Annotated in this window: 16 protein-coding genes, 1 tRNA gene, 1 other RNA gene and 1 other annotated feature; of the genes, 5 read left to right on the top strand and 13 right to left on the bottom strand. The window is 42.0% G+C overall.

Annotation, left to right across the window (positions count from 1 at the left end; all coding sequences use genetic code 11):
* Nucleotides 1-350: 350 nt before the first annotated feature.
* The 7 genes from bofA to tadA form a co-directional block, all read right to left on the bottom strand.
* On the bottom strand, nucleotides 351-614 hold the full coding sequence (bofA, locus tag LNN34_RS21410; RefSeq protein ID WP_044153617.1) for a sigma-K factor-processing regulator BofA: 264 nt from the start codon (nucleotides 612-614) through the stop codon (nucleotides 351-353).
* Between the two features lie 66 nt (nucleotides 615-680).
* A complete protein-coding gene (locus LNN34_RS21405; RefSeq protein WP_024123599.1) occupies nucleotides 681-905 on the bottom strand; it encodes a YaaL family protein in 225 nt (74 codons plus the stop codon).
* A gap of 18 nt (nucleotides 906-923) precedes the next feature.
* Nucleotides 924-1520 carry a recombination protein RecR gene (gene recR / locus LNN34_RS21400; protein WP_024123598.1) on the bottom strand — a complete coding sequence of 199 codons (597 nt, stop codon included), beginning with the start codon at nucleotides 1518-1520 and terminating at the stop codon, nucleotides 924-926.
* Between the two features lie 14 nt (nucleotides 1521-1534).
* Nucleotides 1535-1858, bottom strand: coding sequence for a YbaB/EbfC family nucleoid-associated protein (locus tag LNN34_RS21395; protein ID WP_014112282.1), 324 nt, complete (start codon nucleotides 1856-1858; stop codon nucleotides 1535-1537).
* Nucleotides 1859-1881: 23 nt separating this feature from the next.
* Nucleotides 1882-3576: a DNA polymerase III subunit gamma/tau gene (gene dnaX / locus LNN34_RS21390; RefSeq protein ID WP_044153622.1), complete on the bottom strand. Its 1695-nt coding sequence runs from the start codon at nucleotides 3574-3576 to the stop codon at nucleotides 1882-1884.
* 128 nt (nucleotides 3577-3704) lie between these two features.
* An RNA gene (gene ffs, locus LNN34_RS21385) (signal recognition particle sRNA large type) lies at nucleotides 3705-3969 on the bottom strand.
* A gap of 82 nt (nucleotides 3970-4051) precedes the next feature.
* Nucleotides 4052-4537 (bottom strand): tRNA adenosine(34) deaminase TadA, encoded by a 486-nt coding sequence (gene tadA / locus LNN34_RS21380; protein ID WP_024123596.1) that lies wholly within the window; start codon nucleotides 4535-4537, stop codon nucleotides 4052-4054.
* An 83-nt stretch (nucleotides 4538-4620) separates the two neighbouring features.
* On the opposite strand from tadA, the gene LNN34_RS21375 reads away from it, so the two are divergent.
* The 4 genes from LNN34_RS21375 (at nucleotide 4621) to dck (ending at nucleotide 7890) form a co-directional block, all read left to right on the top strand.
* Nucleotides 4621-5172 carry an isochorismatase family cysteine hydrolase gene (locus tag LNN34_RS21375; RefSeq protein WP_106295893.1) on the top strand — a complete coding sequence of 184 codons (552 nt, stop codon included), beginning with the start codon at nucleotides 4621-4623 and terminating at the stop codon, nucleotides 5170-5172.
* Nucleotides 5173-5234: 62 nt separating this feature from the next.
* Nucleotides 5235-6518 (top strand): glycosyl hydrolase family 18 protein, encoded by a 1284-nt coding sequence (locus LNN34_RS21370; RefSeq protein ID WP_229044562.1) that lies wholly within the window; start codon nucleotides 5235-5237, stop codon nucleotides 6516-6518.
* Nucleotides 6519-6616: 98 nt separating this feature from the next.
* On the top strand, nucleotides 6617-7240 hold the full coding sequence (gene dgk, locus LNN34_RS21365; protein ID WP_044153628.1) for a deoxyguanosine kinase: 624 nt from the start codon (nucleotides 6617-6619) through the stop codon (nucleotides 7238-7240).
* Entirely contained in the window at nucleotides 7237-7890 is a 654-nt protein-coding gene (gene dck, locus LNN34_RS21360; RefSeq protein ID WP_059293410.1) for a deoxyadenosine/deoxycytidine kinase, read from the top strand. The genes dgk and dck overlap by 4 nt, the downstream gene beginning before the upstream one ends.
* Nucleotides 7891-8004: 114 nt before the next feature.
* Here the strand turns inward: dck and LNN34_RS21355 are convergent.
* The 6 genes from LNN34_RS21355 to guaB all read right to left on the bottom strand — a co-directional run bounded on the left by LNN34_RS21355 (nucleotide 8005) and on the right by guaB (nucleotide 14481).
* Nucleotides 8005-8097 (bottom strand) — tRNA-Ser (locus LNN34_RS21355).
* A 132-nt stretch (nucleotides 8098-8229) separates the two neighbouring features.
* On the bottom strand, nucleotides 8230-9507 hold the full coding sequence (gene serS, locus LNN34_RS21350; RefSeq protein ID WP_193660007.1) for a serine--tRNA ligase: 1278 nt from the start codon (nucleotides 9505-9507) through the stop codon (nucleotides 8230-8232).
* 66 nt (nucleotides 9508-9573) lie between these two features.
* Nucleotides 9574-9785: a binding site (T-box leader), on the bottom strand.
* 52 nt (nucleotides 9786-9837) lie between these two features.
* Nucleotides 9838-10428 (bottom strand): pyridoxal 5'-phosphate synthase glutaminase subunit PdxT, encoded by a 591-nt coding sequence (pdxT, locus tag LNN34_RS21345; RefSeq protein WP_059334692.1) that lies wholly within the window; start codon nucleotides 10426-10428, stop codon nucleotides 9838-9840.
* 20 nt (nucleotides 10429-10448) lie between these two features.
* Nucleotides 10449-11333 (bottom strand): pyridoxal 5'-phosphate synthase lyase subunit PdxS, encoded by an 885-nt coding sequence (gene pdxS / locus LNN34_RS21340; protein WP_024123589.1) that lies wholly within the window; start codon nucleotides 11331-11333, stop codon nucleotides 10449-10451.
* Between the two features lie 195 nt (nucleotides 11334-11528).
* Nucleotides 11529-12860, bottom strand: coding sequence for a D-alanyl-D-alanine carboxypeptidase (gene dacA / locus LNN34_RS21335; protein WP_024123588.1), 1332 nt, complete (start codon nucleotides 12858-12860; stop codon nucleotides 11529-11531).
* Nucleotides 12861-13014: 154 nt separating this feature from the next.
* A complete protein-coding gene (gene guaB, locus LNN34_RS21330) occupies nucleotides 13015-14481 on the bottom strand; it encodes an IMP dehydrogenase (protein ID WP_044153635.1) in 1467 nt (488 codons plus the stop codon).
* A gap of 120 nt (nucleotides 14482-14601) precedes the next feature.
* On the opposite strand from guaB, the gene LNN34_RS21325 reads away from it, so the two are divergent.
* The gene (locus LNN34_RS21325; protein ID WP_229044565.1) at nucleotides 14602-15552 is read left to right on the top strand and encodes a YaaC family protein; all 951 of its coding nucleotides are present in this window, start codon (nucleotides 14602-14604) and stop codon (nucleotides 15550-15552) included.
* Nucleotides 15553-15634 lie beyond the last annotated feature (82 nt).

Raw genomic sequence — 15634 nt, 5'->3', positions numbered from 1 at the left:
CGCCAGCGTTCGTCCTGAGCCAGGATCAAACTCTCCGATAAATGGATCGCAGATTAAATTCATCACATCCTGTGACAACATCTGCGTGACCTGCATCGCGCAGGCCTTAGTTTGACTGACTACGCACATCGCTGTGCGATTTTATAATAAAACTTGAATTAACAGGTACGTTTTGTCTTGTTTAGTTTTCAAAGAACTTTGTTGCCACTCTTTAAGCGACTTTACAATCATAACATTTTACGCCGTTTCCGTCAACAACTTTTTTGTATTTTCTTTAAAAAGCTTATCCGTCATCAGCGACGTATATTAGAATAACACCCTTACGTCTTAAAGTCAACATATAACATGAATTAAATAATAAAATGCTTAATCACTACTAATGCTGCTATTCCCGGTATGCCCAAGATTCCGCTTATGGCTGTTGTGACAATATTAATCGGCACATGGATGCCAAGGCTGCCTCCGAACATGTTCACACACACCAGCAACAAAGCACCCGCTACACATTTAACAGCAGTTATACCAATCCACTTTAAAGGCTTCGCAGGCGAACCTGATAAAAACAGAAGAATAACCAGTCCTAAAATAATCCCTATAATAAAAATAGGCTCCATGAATCTTCTCATCCCCTTCACTTGTTCTAGTACAAGCTTATGAGAAGATCCAGGAGTTTAGACCACTTACTTCCACCTGCTGATTTTCAAATTGCGCTGTTTCGCTTCCCTCAAGTAAAAAAAATACTTTGCTTCAGCTACCTTCAGCTCGCATAAAACCTCAGCTGATGGTTCAAGGCTTTTTTCAACCAGCTTCTTTTGCCTGTTCCACTCTTCCTTTTGCTTAAAAAGCTGCTCGATTAGTTTTTCATCAAACTCTCTTCTCAATGTTTTCTTGCGAAGAAAACCCATGGATCGCTTTTTCCTCCCTTACAATTCACGTCTTCCTTCAAGTGCCTTAGAAAGAGTGACCTCATCAGCATATTCCAAGTCACCGCCGACGGGCAGTCCGTGGGCAATACGGGAGAGCTTAATACCAGATGGCTTCAAGAGCCTTGATATATACATCGCTGTTGCTTCCCCTTCTATATTAGGGTTTGTTGCGAGAATCACTTCTGTCACTTGATCATCCTGTAATCGTTTTAACAATTCTGGTATTTTTATATCCTCTGGTCCGATGCCGTCCATTGGAGAAATGGCGCCGTGGAGAACATGATACTGGCCGTTGTATTCTTTCATTTTCTCCATAGCAATAACATCCTTAGGGTCTTGCACAACACAGATAATGGACTTATCCCTTCGTGAATCTTCACATATATAACAAGGGTCTTGATCTGTAATATGCCCGCAAACTGAGCAATATGTCAGATTGCGTTTCGCATTTACCAACGCTTTCGCAAAATCTAATACCACATCTTCTTTCATACCTAGAACAAAAAAAGCCAGACGGACCGCTGTTTTCGGCCCGATCCCTGGCAATTTCATAAAGCTGTCGATCAGCTTTGATATTGGTTCAGGATATTGCATTTTCTTTTATCCTCCTAGAACAAACCTGGCATGTTCATTCCTTTTGTAAATTGACCCATTGTTTCGTTTGTGATCTCGTCAACTTTTTTCAAGGCTTCATTCGTTGCAGCAAGCACTAAATCCTGGAGCATTTCGATATCTTCCGGGTCAACTACATCTTCTTTAATGATGACATCCAGAATTTCTTTTTGGCCGTTTGCTTTAACTGTTACCATACCGCCGCCTGCAGTTCCTTCAACTACCTGTTCTGCAAGCTCTTCTTGAGCCTTGGCCATATCCTTTTGCATCTTTTGCATTTGTTTCATCATTTTTTGCATATTTCCCATTCCGCCACGCATATTATCCACTCTCTTTCATTTTGTTAGTCTTTTATTTCAATTAAATCCGCTCCGACAAGCTTTTTCGCTTCTGCAATAAGCGGGTCTTCTTCAGCCGGCTCATTTGATCCTTCATTTTCCTGCTGATGATCTACTAAAAATTCTTCTCTTATTTTACCCCATTGTGCTTCTGGAACGCCAATCAAATCCATTCTTTTTCCGAGCATAGATTCTAAAATCTGTTCAAGATTAGTCCGGACACCGTTGTTATCCTCGGCGACCATTTTACAATGTATTTCATATTTGAATTTCAGTACAAATGCCGAAGAAGCTGCAGCCACAGGTTCACTGTCATTCAGCAGTGCAGCATGCGATACTTTGTTTTGCTGTTTCAGGTGAGCCAGAAGCTTGCCCCAGCTGCTTCTGAGCTGATCAAGGTCCGTTCTCGTTGCTTCCTTCAAAATTTCATGAATTCTGCCTACCGGCGCTTTGTAATTGGATTTCCCGCCTTTTGGCGCACGCGGCGTCTCTTTTTTCGGACTTTCCGCCGCTGCTTTTACGCCGGTTGTTTTGAGCCGTTCTACTTCTTGCTCAAGCTGCTGGATCTTTTTCATCAGCATATCAACTTCAGGCAGGTCTGCAGCAGCTGGTTGATGAGACGTTTGGCAAATCTTCACCACAGCCACTTCAAAGAAGATACGGGGATGGTTCGTCCATTTCATTTCCTGGTGGCTCTTGTTCAGAATATCAATCATTTCATATATCGCCTGGGTCGGAATTTGTTCACTCAATTCACGGAACGTTTCATCGACTTTTACTTTTTCCAGTACACCCTCTAAGCCAGGAGCTGTTTTGAACAGCAGCATGTCCCTGAAATAGAAAATCATATCCTCTATCAGCTTCGCCGGGTCTTTCCCTTGCTGAAGCAGCTCATTCAATGTTTCCAAAGCTTCAGAAACATGTTTTTCATGCAGAGATTGCGCAAGCTTACCTATATATAATTGAGAAACTGCTCCGGTAATCAGAAGCGCATCATCAACTTTTAGCTCGTCGCCGCTGAATGAGACTGCCTGATCAAGAAGGCTCAAAGCATCCCTCATACCGCCATCTGCAGCACTCGCAATAATGTCGAGCGCCCCTTCTTCAACCTGCAGCTCTTCAGCTTCAACTATTTTGTTCATACGTCCGACAATTGCTTGGGATGTAATTCGCTTGAAGTCAAAACGCTGACATCTGGAGATAATGGTTAAAGGAATTTTGTGCGGTTCTGTTGTTGCTAAAATGAAAATACAATGCTCAGGCGGCTCTTCTAATGTTTTTAATAACGCATTAAAGGCGCCGATAGAAAGCATATGCACCTCATCTATGATATATACCTTATATGTGACGGCCGATGGGGCAAACTTCACTTTGTCGCGGATGTCACGAATTTCATCAACACCGTTGTTAGAAGCGGCGTCAATTTCTATGACATCGGATATGGACCCGTTTGTTATCCCTTTACAGGCTGCACATTCGTTACATGGCTCATCAACAGGAGCGTGTTCACAGTTGACAGCTTTGGCAAATATTTTGGCCGCACTGGTTTTTCCCGTACCCCTTGGCCCGGAAAACAGATAAGCATGAGAAAATTTCTTTTGCAAAAGGGCATTTTGAAGCGTTTTTGTAATGTGCTCTTGTCCGACCACATCTTCAAAGCGCTGAGGCCTGAATACTCGATATAAAGCTTGGTAACTCACGGGTGCGCCCTCCTCCGTTATTCATCATTCCCATTATACATGAACCGTGTATCGATTCCAAAAGCTCTTTTACATAACAAAAAACTCACCTAATATTAGGTGAGTTTGAAAATTTGATGATTGATTTACCGTGCACCTTCTGTCGATTCGCTACCCTAAGCGTTACTTAAGCAGTTAGCTCGGCCCAGGCAACCCTGCGGCACATGAGAGGTTTCACTTAATGCTGCTTCCTTCCGGACCTGACATGGTTCATGAATTCCCATTGCGCAGGACCCAAACGTCAACACCACTTACTTAAGGCAGACCTTAAAGTAAACGAACCTCGAGAAGGGATTCGGCCCCGCTAGAGCGGATTGCGGGTACAGGGCACCGCTACCTCCCCGCTTAGCACGGCAAAATAAATATCAAATTTTATGTCGCATCTATGACGATGCACACATAAGTATATCGTTTCCCCCTAAAAATTGCAACCTTACTACTCAGACAAGTTTTTCCTAGAAGCTTTCTTCTTTTTTCTCAGATCTCTGAAAAACGCACTGAGCATTCCTCCGCATTCTTCCTCTAGCACACCGCTCACCACTTCAGCCTGATGATTAAAGCGTTCTTCCTGAAGAAGGTTCATTAACGTGCCTGAACAGCCTCCTTTTGGATCAAATGCGCCAAATACCACTTTCTCCACGCGTGAAAGCACGACGGCTCCGGCACACATCGGACAAGGCTCAAGGGTAACGTAAAGTGTTGCGCCTTCCAGTCTCCATGTTCCAAGTGACTTGCACGCTTCATCAATCACAAGCATTTCCGCATGAGCGATAGACCGCTGCTCTGTTTCTCTTAAATTATGCGCGCGTGCCACGATTTTATCATTCACAACAAGCACGGCCCCGATCGGAACCTCGCCTTTCGCTTCAGCTTTTTTCGCTTCTTTTATTGCTTCTTTCATATAAAGTTCATCTTGATTCATCAGATTAGCTCTCTTTTCAAAGTTTTTTCCTTACCTAAAAAGGCTACATATTAACTATAACTTAAACAGAAAGGAGACTGTCGATGTCTAAAGCAGACACAGCTCTTCTCATTGTAGACATGATCAATAATTTTGAATTTGATATGGGAGAAAGTCTTGCCAACAAAACAGAAAAAATCGTTCCTCACATTTTATCATTAAAAAAGCACGCAAGACAAAATGACTGGCCGATTATATACATTAATGATCATTACGGGCTTTGGCAAGCGGATATCCAAAATATCCAGCAAGAATGTGAAAACGAGAAAAGCAAGGCCATTATTGAAAAGATATCGCCCGAGGATGCCGACTATTTTTTAATCAAGCCGAAACACTCCGCTTTTTATGAAACAGCCCTCCATACCCTCCTGACTGAATTACAGGTGAAACGCATTGTCTTAACAGGGATAGCGGGAAATATATGCGTGCTGTTTACCGCTAATGATGCTTACATGAGAGAATACAGCATTACAATACCCAAGGATTGCATTGCTTCTAACAGCGATCAGGACAATGAGTTCGCTCTAACCATGATGGAAAATGTTCTTTTCGCAGAAATTACAACTGAAGAACAAATTACAGAAAAACAAACATGATTAGCGCTTTCCTTTCATACATTGTAGCGATATGAAAGGAGGCGTTTTTCATTCAAATTTATGTGGTGAAACAAGGCGACACTCTTTCTGCTATCGCTTCACAATACAGAACAACTGCAAACGAAATCACAGAAACGAATGAAATACCGAATCCCGACAGCCTTGTTGTCGGACAAACCATTGTTATTCCAATAGCTGGCCAGTTTTATGATGTTCAACAAGGTGATACCCTGACATCCATCGCACAGCAATTTAATACAACAGCAGCTGAGCTTGCCAGGGTGAACCGCATCCAGTTAAATACCGTACTGCAGATTGGTTTCCGTTTATACATTCCTCCAGTTCCAAAAAGAGACATTGAATCAAGCGCTTATTTGGAGCCACGCGGAAATCAAGTCAGCGAAAATCTCCAGCAGGCGGCCAGAGAAGCATCGCCCTACTTAACGTACCTTGGGGCATTCAGTTTCCAGGCACAGCGTGATGGAACCTTAGTCGCACCGCCTTTAACGAATTTAAGAAGCATTGCAGAGAATCAAGGCACGACACTGATGATGATTATAACGAACCTAGAAAACCAGGCATTCAGCGATGAGCTCGGCCGGATCCTTTTGAACGACGATACTGTGAAAAGAAGACTTTTGAATGAAATAGTCGAGAACGCCAGAAGATATGGCTTCCGTGCTATTCATTTTGACTTTGAATACTTACGGCCCCAGGATAGAGAGGCATATAATCAATTTCTCCGCGAGGCAAGGGATCTTTTTCATCAAGAAGGCTTAGAAATTTCTACGGCGCTTGCCCCTAAAACAAGCGCAACACAGCAGGGCAGATGGTACGAAGCCCATGATTACAGAGCACACGGTCAAATTGTCGACTTCGTTGTTCTCATGACTTATGAATGGGGATACAGCGGCGGACCGGCTCAAGCCGTTTCTCCAATAGGACCTGTTCGGGACGTCATTGAATATGCTTTAACCGAAATGCCCGCCAATAAAATTGTCATGGGACAGAACTTATATGGATATGACTGGACACTGCCATATACAGCAGGAGGAACTCCGGCAAGAGCAATAAGCCCTCAGCAAGCCATTGTCATAGCCGAACAAAACAATGCCGACATCCAGTATGACCAAACCGCTCAAGCCCCCTTCTTCCGCTATACTGATGCAGAAAACAAAAGGCACGAGGTATGGTTTGAAGACGCCCGTTCGATTCAGGCCAAATTCAATCTGATTAAAGAGCTTAATTTAAGAGGGATCAGCTACTGGAAGCTGGGGCTTTCCTTTCCTCAAAACTGGCTGCTGCTTTCTGATCAATTTCAAGTTGTCAAAAAGACGTTCCGTTAATTTGGAAACGTCTTTTTTTCATAGGGGAATCCAAGGGTTGTGATACAATATGAAGGTCAGCAATTGACGGACGTTTTTTAGAAATAAGGAGGATTCCAATGAATACAGCCCCTTTTATCGCAGTTGAAGGTCCTATCGGGGCAGGAAAAACAACGCTCGCGACGATGCTTTCACAAGAGCTTGGATTCCCTATGATCAGTGAGATTGTTGAGGATAATCCATACCTTGATAAGTTTTATGACAACATTGAGGAATGGAGCTTCCAGCTTGAGATGTTTTTTCTTTGTCACAGGTACAAACAGCTTGAGGATACCAGCCATCACTTTTTAAATGAAGGACAGCCTGTAATAGCTGATTACCACATTTATAAAAATGTGATTTTTGCGGAACGAACGCTGTCTGAACAGCAGCTCAACAAATATAGAAAGATTTTTCATCTTCTTACCGATGATCTTCCAAAGCCAAATTTCATCATTTACATAAAGGCAAGTCTGCCCACATTGTTACACCGCATTGAAAAACGCGGGCGTCCCTTTGAGAAAAAAATTGAAACAAGCTATTTGGAGCAGCTGATCGCAGATTATGACATCGCCATTAAGCAGCTGCAGGAAGCAGACCCAGATCTTACGGTGTTAACAATAGATGGCGATTCAGAGGATTTCGTTTTGAATAAGAGCGATTTTGAACGTATTGCCGCCCATGTAAAGGAGCTTATAAAATGAAGGAACATCATATCCCTGAAAATTCAATCATTACAGTAGCAGGAACAGTAGGTGTCGGAAAATCTACTTTGACAAGAGCATTGGCTAAACGGCTTGGCTTTAAAACCTCTCTTGAGGAAGTCGATCATAACCCATACTTAGAAAAATTCTATCATGATTTTGAACGCTGGAGCTTCCATCTGCAAATCTACTTCTTAGCTGAACGATTCAAAGAACAGAAAAATATTTTTGAAGCCGGCGGAGGGTTTGTACAGGATCGTTCTATTTATGAGGATACTGGGATTTTCGCAAAAATGCACGCTGACAAAGGGACGATGTCAAAGACTGATTATAAAACCTATACAAGCTTGTTTGAAGCAATGGTGATGACACCGTATTTCCCGCATCCTGATGTGCTGATCTATTTAGAAGGTGATCTGGACAACATATTAGCCCGGATTGAAGAACGCGGACGTGAAATGGAGCTTCAAACAGATCGGTCTTATTGGGAAGAAATGCACACGCGTTACGAAAACTGGATCAGCGGTTTTAACGCTTGCCCTGTCCTGAAAATCCGTATTGAAGATTATGACTTGAAGAATGATGAAAGTTCTATCGAGAACATTGTTGATCAAATCGCAACTGTCATTCATGAAACGAAAAAAAAGTGAATCTCATGACCTGAGATTCACTTTTTTATGATATTAAAAAATCCGTTGCGAACGATGCAACGGACAAAACAATCTCCAATATATGCTTGAGTTTCATTAGAATTAAAATCAATATGGCGGAGGAAGAGGGATTCGAACCCCCGCGGGCTTTGACACCCCTGTCGGTTTTCAAGACCGATCCCTTCAGCCGGACTTGGGTATTCCTCCGTATCGACAAGACTTACTATATCATGAATGTTTTATGATGGTCAAGCATTTTTAAAAACTTTTTTTGTTTTTATGAAAGTGTTTAATTCAAATAGCGAAAAGGCGTACCTTATCAGGCACACCTTTTTCGCATTACGCTTTGATGACTTCTCTATTTCCCATATAAGGACGAAGCACTTTTGGTATAATGACGCTTCCGTCTTCCTGCTGATAATTTTCTAAAATAGCGGCAACTGTTCTTCCGACTGCCAAACCTGAGCCGTTCAATGTGTGTACATGCTCTGGTTTGCCTTTCGCTTCACGTCTGAAACGAATGTTCGCACGTCTGGCTTGGAACGCTTCGAAGTTGCTGCAAGAAGAAATTTCACGATATGTGTCTTGGCTCGGAATCCAAACTTCTATATCGTATTTTTTCGCAGCCGTAAATCCTAAATCACCCGTACACATGCTCATTACACGGTATGGAAGTTCCAACAGCTGGAGCACACGCTCAGCCTGGTTTGTTAGTTTTTCTAACTCATCATAAGAATCTTCCGGCTTTACAAACTTCACAAGCTCCACTTTATTAAACTGGTGCTGACGGATTAATCCGCGTGTATCGCGCCCTGCTGAACCAGCTTCTGAACGGAAGCAGGCACTGAATGCCGCATAATTCATCGGCAGGCTGTCACCTGACAGAATTTCATCCCGGTGCATATTTGTGATCGGCACTTCAGCAGTCGGAATCAAGAAGTAATCCTCTTCTCTGATCTTAAACGCATCCTCTTCGAACTTTGGAAGCTGTCCTGTTCCCGTCATGCTTGCGCGGTTTACCATATAAGGCGGGATGACCTCAGTATAGTTATACTCATCCACATGAAGGTCAAGCATAAAGTTATAAAGCGCACGCTCCAAACGAGCACCTAAGCCTTTATAAAATACGAAGCGGCTTCCTGTTACCTTCGCTGCACGTTCAAAATCAAGAATGCCAAGCTCATCAGCAATATCCCAATGCGGTTTTGGCTCGTATGCAAATGAAGGTGTTTCGCCCCATTTTCGAATTTCTACGTTATCATCTTCCGTTTCACCGACTGGCACTGATTCGTGCGGAATATTCGGGATTGAAAGAAGAATGGTCTCAAGCGCAGATTCCACTGTTCTTAATTCTTCATCAAGTTTTTTAATTTCCTCGCCGACTTCACGCATTTCTTTAATGATGTGATCCGCGTCTTTTTTCTCGCGTTTCAAAGCGGCTACCTGCTGGGATACTTCATTCCGTTTTCCCTTTAGCTCTTCTACTTTTCCGATAAGCTCTCTTCTTTTATCATCAAGCTCCTCGAACTTATCAAAATCTGTTAAGTCTTCGCCTTTGTGTACAAGCTTTGCTTTAATTTCTTGGAAATTTGCTCTCAGCATTTTCGTATCAAGCATGCGAAACACTCCTTTTTTCATTAAATTCATTGAATTATCGAAAATAAAAAGAGCCCTCATCCCCATGAAAGGGACGAGAGCTCTCGCGTTGCCACCCTGATTGAAAACAAGCCTAGACTTGTTTTCCGCTTTCACACATAACGGTTATCCCGTAAATGCCTACTTCATTCAGCATTTCGCTCAAGGATGGATTCAGACAGCATCTTTCACCGATTCGCACCAACCATCGGCTCTCTTAGAAAGAGAGGCTTCCTACTAGTTCCTATCAACGCTTTTCGATCTTTATTTGTGTTTATAATGTACTATAAGTTTCCACAGCTTTCAACTGTTTTATACAAGGGCTTTCTGCTTGTATTCCTCGACCATTTGAACGAACAGCTTTGTCACTCGATGATCCTCTGTCAGTTCCGGATGGAACGAACAGCCCAAGAAATTCCCCTGTTTAGCAGCAACAATGCGTCCGTTATGCTCAGAAAGCACTTCAACATTTTCACCGACTTCCAAGATATGCGGCGCACGGATGAATACACCAGTGAAAGGTTCGTCCAGCCCTTTAATTGTTAAATCAGCTTCAAAGCTGTCAACCTGCCGGCCAAACGAATTCCGTTCAACAACTACATTCAGCAAACCTAAATGAGCGTTGTCTGAACCGGCAATTTCCTTTGCTAAAATAATTAAACCGGCACATGTCCCAAACATCGGTTTTCCCTGAGCAGCAAACTCACGCAATGGCTCCATGAATTGATACGTATCAATTAAACGGCGCATTGTCGTGCTTTCTCCTCCCGGCAAAATTAAACCATCGATTTCGTTTAGCTGCTCTGGGCGTTTAATAACAAGTCCAGCTGCACCGCATGCTTCAATTGCATGGATATGCTCTCTTACTGCTCCTTGAAGTCCTAGTACACCTATTGTTAACATGTCGCAGCTCTCCTATATTCTTACCAGCCGCGTTCTTGCATACGCTGTTCTGGAAGTAAATTTGAGATTTCGATCCCTTTCATTGCAGTTCCAAGCTCTTTTGAAAGCTCTGCAATCAATTTATAATCAGTGAAGTGAGTTGTCGCTTCCACAATTGCTTTTGCGAATTTTGCAGGATTGTCTGATTTGAAGATACCAGAACCAACAAATACACCGTCAGCGCCAAGCTGCATCATAAGTGCCGCATCAGCAGGAGTCGCTACGCCGCCAGCCGCAAAGTTAACGACAGGAAGTTTACCGTCTCTTTTAATTTGTTGAAGCAGCTCATAAGGCGCTCCCAAATTTTTCGCTTCAGTCATCAGCTCGTCATCGCTCATTGCAACTACTTTGCGCACTTGAGCGTTTACCTTGCGCATATGGCGAACAGCTTCGACGATATTACCAGTACCAGGCTCACCTTTTGTACGAAGCATAGAAGCGCCTTCAGCAATACGGCGTGTTGCTTCGCCGAGGTCACGGCAGCCGCATACGAAAGGAACTGTATATTCATTTTTATTCAAATGAAATTCTTCGTCAGCCGGAGTCAGAACTTCACTTTCATCAATATAGTCAACTCCCATAGCTTCAAGCACACGCGCTTCAACAATATGTCCGATACGCGCTTTTGCCATTACCGGGATGGATACAGCATTCATTACCTCTTCCACGATCGTAGGGTCAGCCATACGGGCAACTCCTCCAGCCGCACGAATATCAGCTGGTACACGTTCTAGCGCCATTACAGCGACAGCTCCAGCCTCTTCAGCAATTTTCGCTTGTTCCGCATTGATGACGTCCATGATGACGCCGCCTTTTTGCATTTCTGCCATTCCGCGTTTTACACGTTCAGTACCTGTTTGAGCCATTTCTTGGTCCCCCTAATCAAGGTATAGTATATGATTTCTATTTCTTATTGTATCCTAGAAATCCAATAATTCATATGGATATAACTTATTTTATTCGGTTTTTAGGGCTTTGAAAATCATTTTTTATTAAAAATTGGGTTTTTTCAGTATATTAAGCGAAAGAGCCCTAACATCAATCAGAGCTCTTTCAATTCATTAAAACCAGCCAGTTACTGTATCAACAATGCTTCCCCAGATACCAGCGAAGAATCCGCCGATGCTGCGCATTGTTAAAACAAACCAGTTTGCTTTATCTACATTTTCTTTCGTCACAAGGTCTACACCTGCCAGGCTGCTGTTAAGGAATCCATAGTCCTTTTCATCACCTGTATATTCCGCAGTCAGTTTCCCAACCTTCGTCCCTTTTTTCACAGGGGCAGTCAAAGTGTCTTTGTTTAAAGTGACTTTTGCTTTGTAATTCTTTTCTTCACCATTTTTGACAGGAAGAGAAAATGCCTTGCTTGTGACAATGCCTACTTCTTTCTCTTTACCTTTATCTACAGAAATGGTTTTATGGCCTTTTACCTGATCGCCTTCAGCATAAATTTCTTTCATAGAGAAATTGTTGAAAGCATAATCAAACATTTTTTTCGTTTCATCGAAACGGCCAGTGTGAATGTTGCCTTTTGCGTTTAACACCACAGTGATGACACGCATTCCGTTTCTTTCAGCTGTTCCTGTAAAACATGAACCCGCAGAGTCAGTAGAACCTGTTTTCAGTCCATCTACAGTTGCACCTTTGTACTCGCTGACTAGACCCTTCAGCATAAAGTTCCAGTTCGGCATGTCCATTTCATCATCTGTGCCTTTTCTGAACTTCATTTTTGAGATGCTGGAAGTTTCTAAAATCTCAGGGTAGTCAGTAATCAGGTGATCTGCAAGAATAGCCATGTCCTTAGCAGAAACTTCACTTTCTTCATCTACGCTTGTCCCTTCAGGCTGCTTGCCGTGAAGATCTTTGTTTTCAAGACCTGTTGCATTAACAAATTTGTAATTTGTTAATCCCAGTTCTTTTGCTTTTGCATTCATTTTTTCAACGAACTTTGTTTCAGAGCCTGCAATAACTTCTGCAATGGCAATCGCAGCCGCATTTGCAGAATAGATTGCTGTCGCTTGATAAAGTTCTTTTACTGTGTATTTTCCGTCTTTCCGAAGAGGGACGTTTGATAAACTGTTATCTTGGGAAATCTCATACACATAGTCATCAGGCGTATAGGTCTGATCCCATTTTACTTTACCTTCATCAATTGCTTCTAATAACAGATACTCTGTCATCATCTTTGTCATACTTGCAATTGGCAGTCTTTTCTCTGCATTTTTGCTGTAAAGAATTTTACCTGAAGAAGCTTCGATCATAATAGCAGCTGATGCGTTGATATCAATTGGATCGCTGGCAGCCTTTGCTTTTGACATTGGAGTCAGGCAAGTTACGGCCAGTGTTAAAACAACCAATGACATCAATAGCTGTTTACATTTCTTGATGTTCAATCGTACGACCTCCGTATTTCATTTTTCTTCATCTATAATTAAGCCGTTAAGGACATTTTCAATGCACAACAGTATAAATTTTATCATAATCGGTATAAAAAAAATAGACAGAGTCAGAGACCCTGTCAAATGTTTTTAATTTGTAACAATTTATTTATGAAATTGTATAGTTCGGTGATTCTTTTGTAATCTGTACATCATGCGGATGGCTTTCACGAAGGCCTGCACCAGTCATACGAATGAACTGAGCTTCTTCTCTTAAAGCGCGAAGATCTTTAGATCCGCAATATCCCATACCAGAACGAAGACCGCCGACTAGCTGATAAACTGTTTCTTCAACCGGTCCCTTGTAAGGTGTGCGTCCTTCAATGCCTTCTGGAACGAATTTTTTATTTTCTTCTTGGAAGTAACGGTCTTTACTTCCTTTTTCCATTGCAGCCACAGATCCCATACCGCGGTATACTTTGAATCTTCTGCCTTGGTAGATTTCAGTTTCACCAGGGCTTTCTGACGTACCTGCCAGCAAGCTTCCAAGCATAACAGCATGTCCGCCGGCTGCCAATGCTTTTGCAATATCGCCTGAGAATTTAATTCCGCCGTCTGCGATAATTGTTTTGCCATGTTTTCTTGCTTCAGTCGCACAGTCATAAATCGCTGTGATTTGAGGCACACCAACACCTGCTACCACACGAGTAGTACAAATTGAACCAGGTCCGATTCCTACTTTGACAACATCAGCCCCAGCTTCGTAGAGTGCTTTTGTCGCTTCAGCTGTTGCTACGTTTCCAGCGATAATATTTAAATCAGGATACGTTTCACGGATTTTTGTCACTGTGTTTAACACGCCTTGAGAATGCCCGTGTGCTGTATCGATAACAATGACATCCACATTGGCTTCTACAAGCTTTTTCACGCGTGTCATCGTGTCGCCAGTTACACCAACTGCCGCGCCAACGATCAAACGTCCGTGAATGTCTTTAGATGAGTTAGGGAACTCGATAACTTTTTCAATGTCTTTAATCGTGATAAGACCTTTTAATTTATTTTGATCATCAACGAGTGGAAGCTTTTCAATTTTATGTTTCTGCAAAATCTTTTCAGCTTCGTCTAAAGTCGTTCCAACCGGTGCAGTGACAAGTTCTTCTTTTGTCATGACATCACTGATTTTCATTGAGTAATCAGAAATAAAACGAAGGTCGCGGTTAGTGATAATACCGACAAGCTTTTGGTCTTCTTTGTTATCTACAATCGGAACACCGGAAATTCTGTATTTCCCCATCAAATGCTCCGCATCAAAAACTTGGTGATCAGGAGTTAAAAAGAAGGGATTTGTAATAACGCCTCGTTCAGAGCGTTTTACTTTATCAACTTGTTCAGCCTGCTGCTCGATCGACATATTTTTATGAATGATGCCCAAGCCGCCCTGTCTAGCCATTGCAATCGCCATTGCTGATTCTGTTACAGTGTCCATACCTGCGCTGATGACAGGAATATTCAGCTTTAACGTCTTTGTAAGTTCAACAGATAAATCCACATCACGCGGAAGTACCTCTGACTTAGCTGGTACAAGCAGCACATCGTCGAACGTTAAGCCTTCTTTTGAAAATTTACTTTCCCACATTAGTAAATCCCCCTCTTTTCGGCAAAATATTATATGTAGATTATCAACAAGCCAAGAGCATGTCAAGGAACCGAAAAAGAGTTGAAATATTTAGATAACGGAAAGGAATTAGAAATACATATGACATATCATGATTGGAAAGACTTAGCGCTATTTTACTCCGTAGAATCAACCCAGAAATTTCTAGAAAAAGTCTATGTCTTAAATGGTGCAAATGAGGCGAAACAGAACTCTTTTAAAAACAGCGAGCGGTTTATTTTCTTCTTGAAGCATGCTGAATCATTTTATAAGCAAGCCTCTTGCTCGCCTTTAGAAATCAAACCGATTCTTTTATTCTACGGGATGTCACAGCTGATCAAAGCATGTCTCATCACACAGGATCCTCACTACCCAAGCCATACATCCGTTCTCGCACATGGCGTCACAGCACGTAAAAGAAAGAAGCAAAATTATTGTTTTAGCGATGATGAAGTGAAAATACAACGCAACGGTTTATGTATGCACTTCATGAAACACTTATTTGGTCAATCAGGTATAGAAGATGAACGGTATACTATGAAAAAGTTATTAGCCGCTATCCCAGAATTAAGTGATATTTTTCAATTTCAGAAAAAGGAATGCTTTATTACAAAGGTTGAGAAGGAAAAAGACATGGTTTCTATACCAGAGGATATCGTGATTGATTATAAGATGTCCGATTCACGATTTGTTGAATATATGTCTCATCATTTTAAATGGACCTTTTTGAAGAAAGATAAAGATGACCTGCTATTCCATCTTTCGCGGCAAGACATAAATCCATGGACGTCAATCAGCCTATTATTTGATTTGGACAAAAGACAATATTATATTCCTTCTAAACGAGATCAGTTTCTTAAACTTCCGGAAATAACAATCCATTATTTAATTTTGTACAACATAGGAATGATTGCGAGGTATGAGACAGAATGGTGGTATGAGCTGTTAACGCAGCATGTCAGTGATGATTACGTGTTGATTCAACAGTTTTTAATGGTAACGGAAAACAAATTCCCCAAATACGTTTTGAAATTTCTTCAACAATATATATAAACAAAAAACCCAGCTCAATGAGCTGGGTTTACCCTTGCTTGGCGGCGTCCTACTCTCACAGGGGGAAACCCCCGACTACCAT

The organism is Bacillus sp. AF23 (assembly GCF_020861455.1).
In the GTDB taxonomy this organism is placed as follows: domain Bacteria; phylum Bacillota; class Bacilli; order Bacillales; family Bacillaceae; genus Bacillus; species Bacillus halotolerans.
Note: the sequence above shows the minus strand (reverse complement) of the source record. Positions and strands in the feature narration are given on the sequence as shown.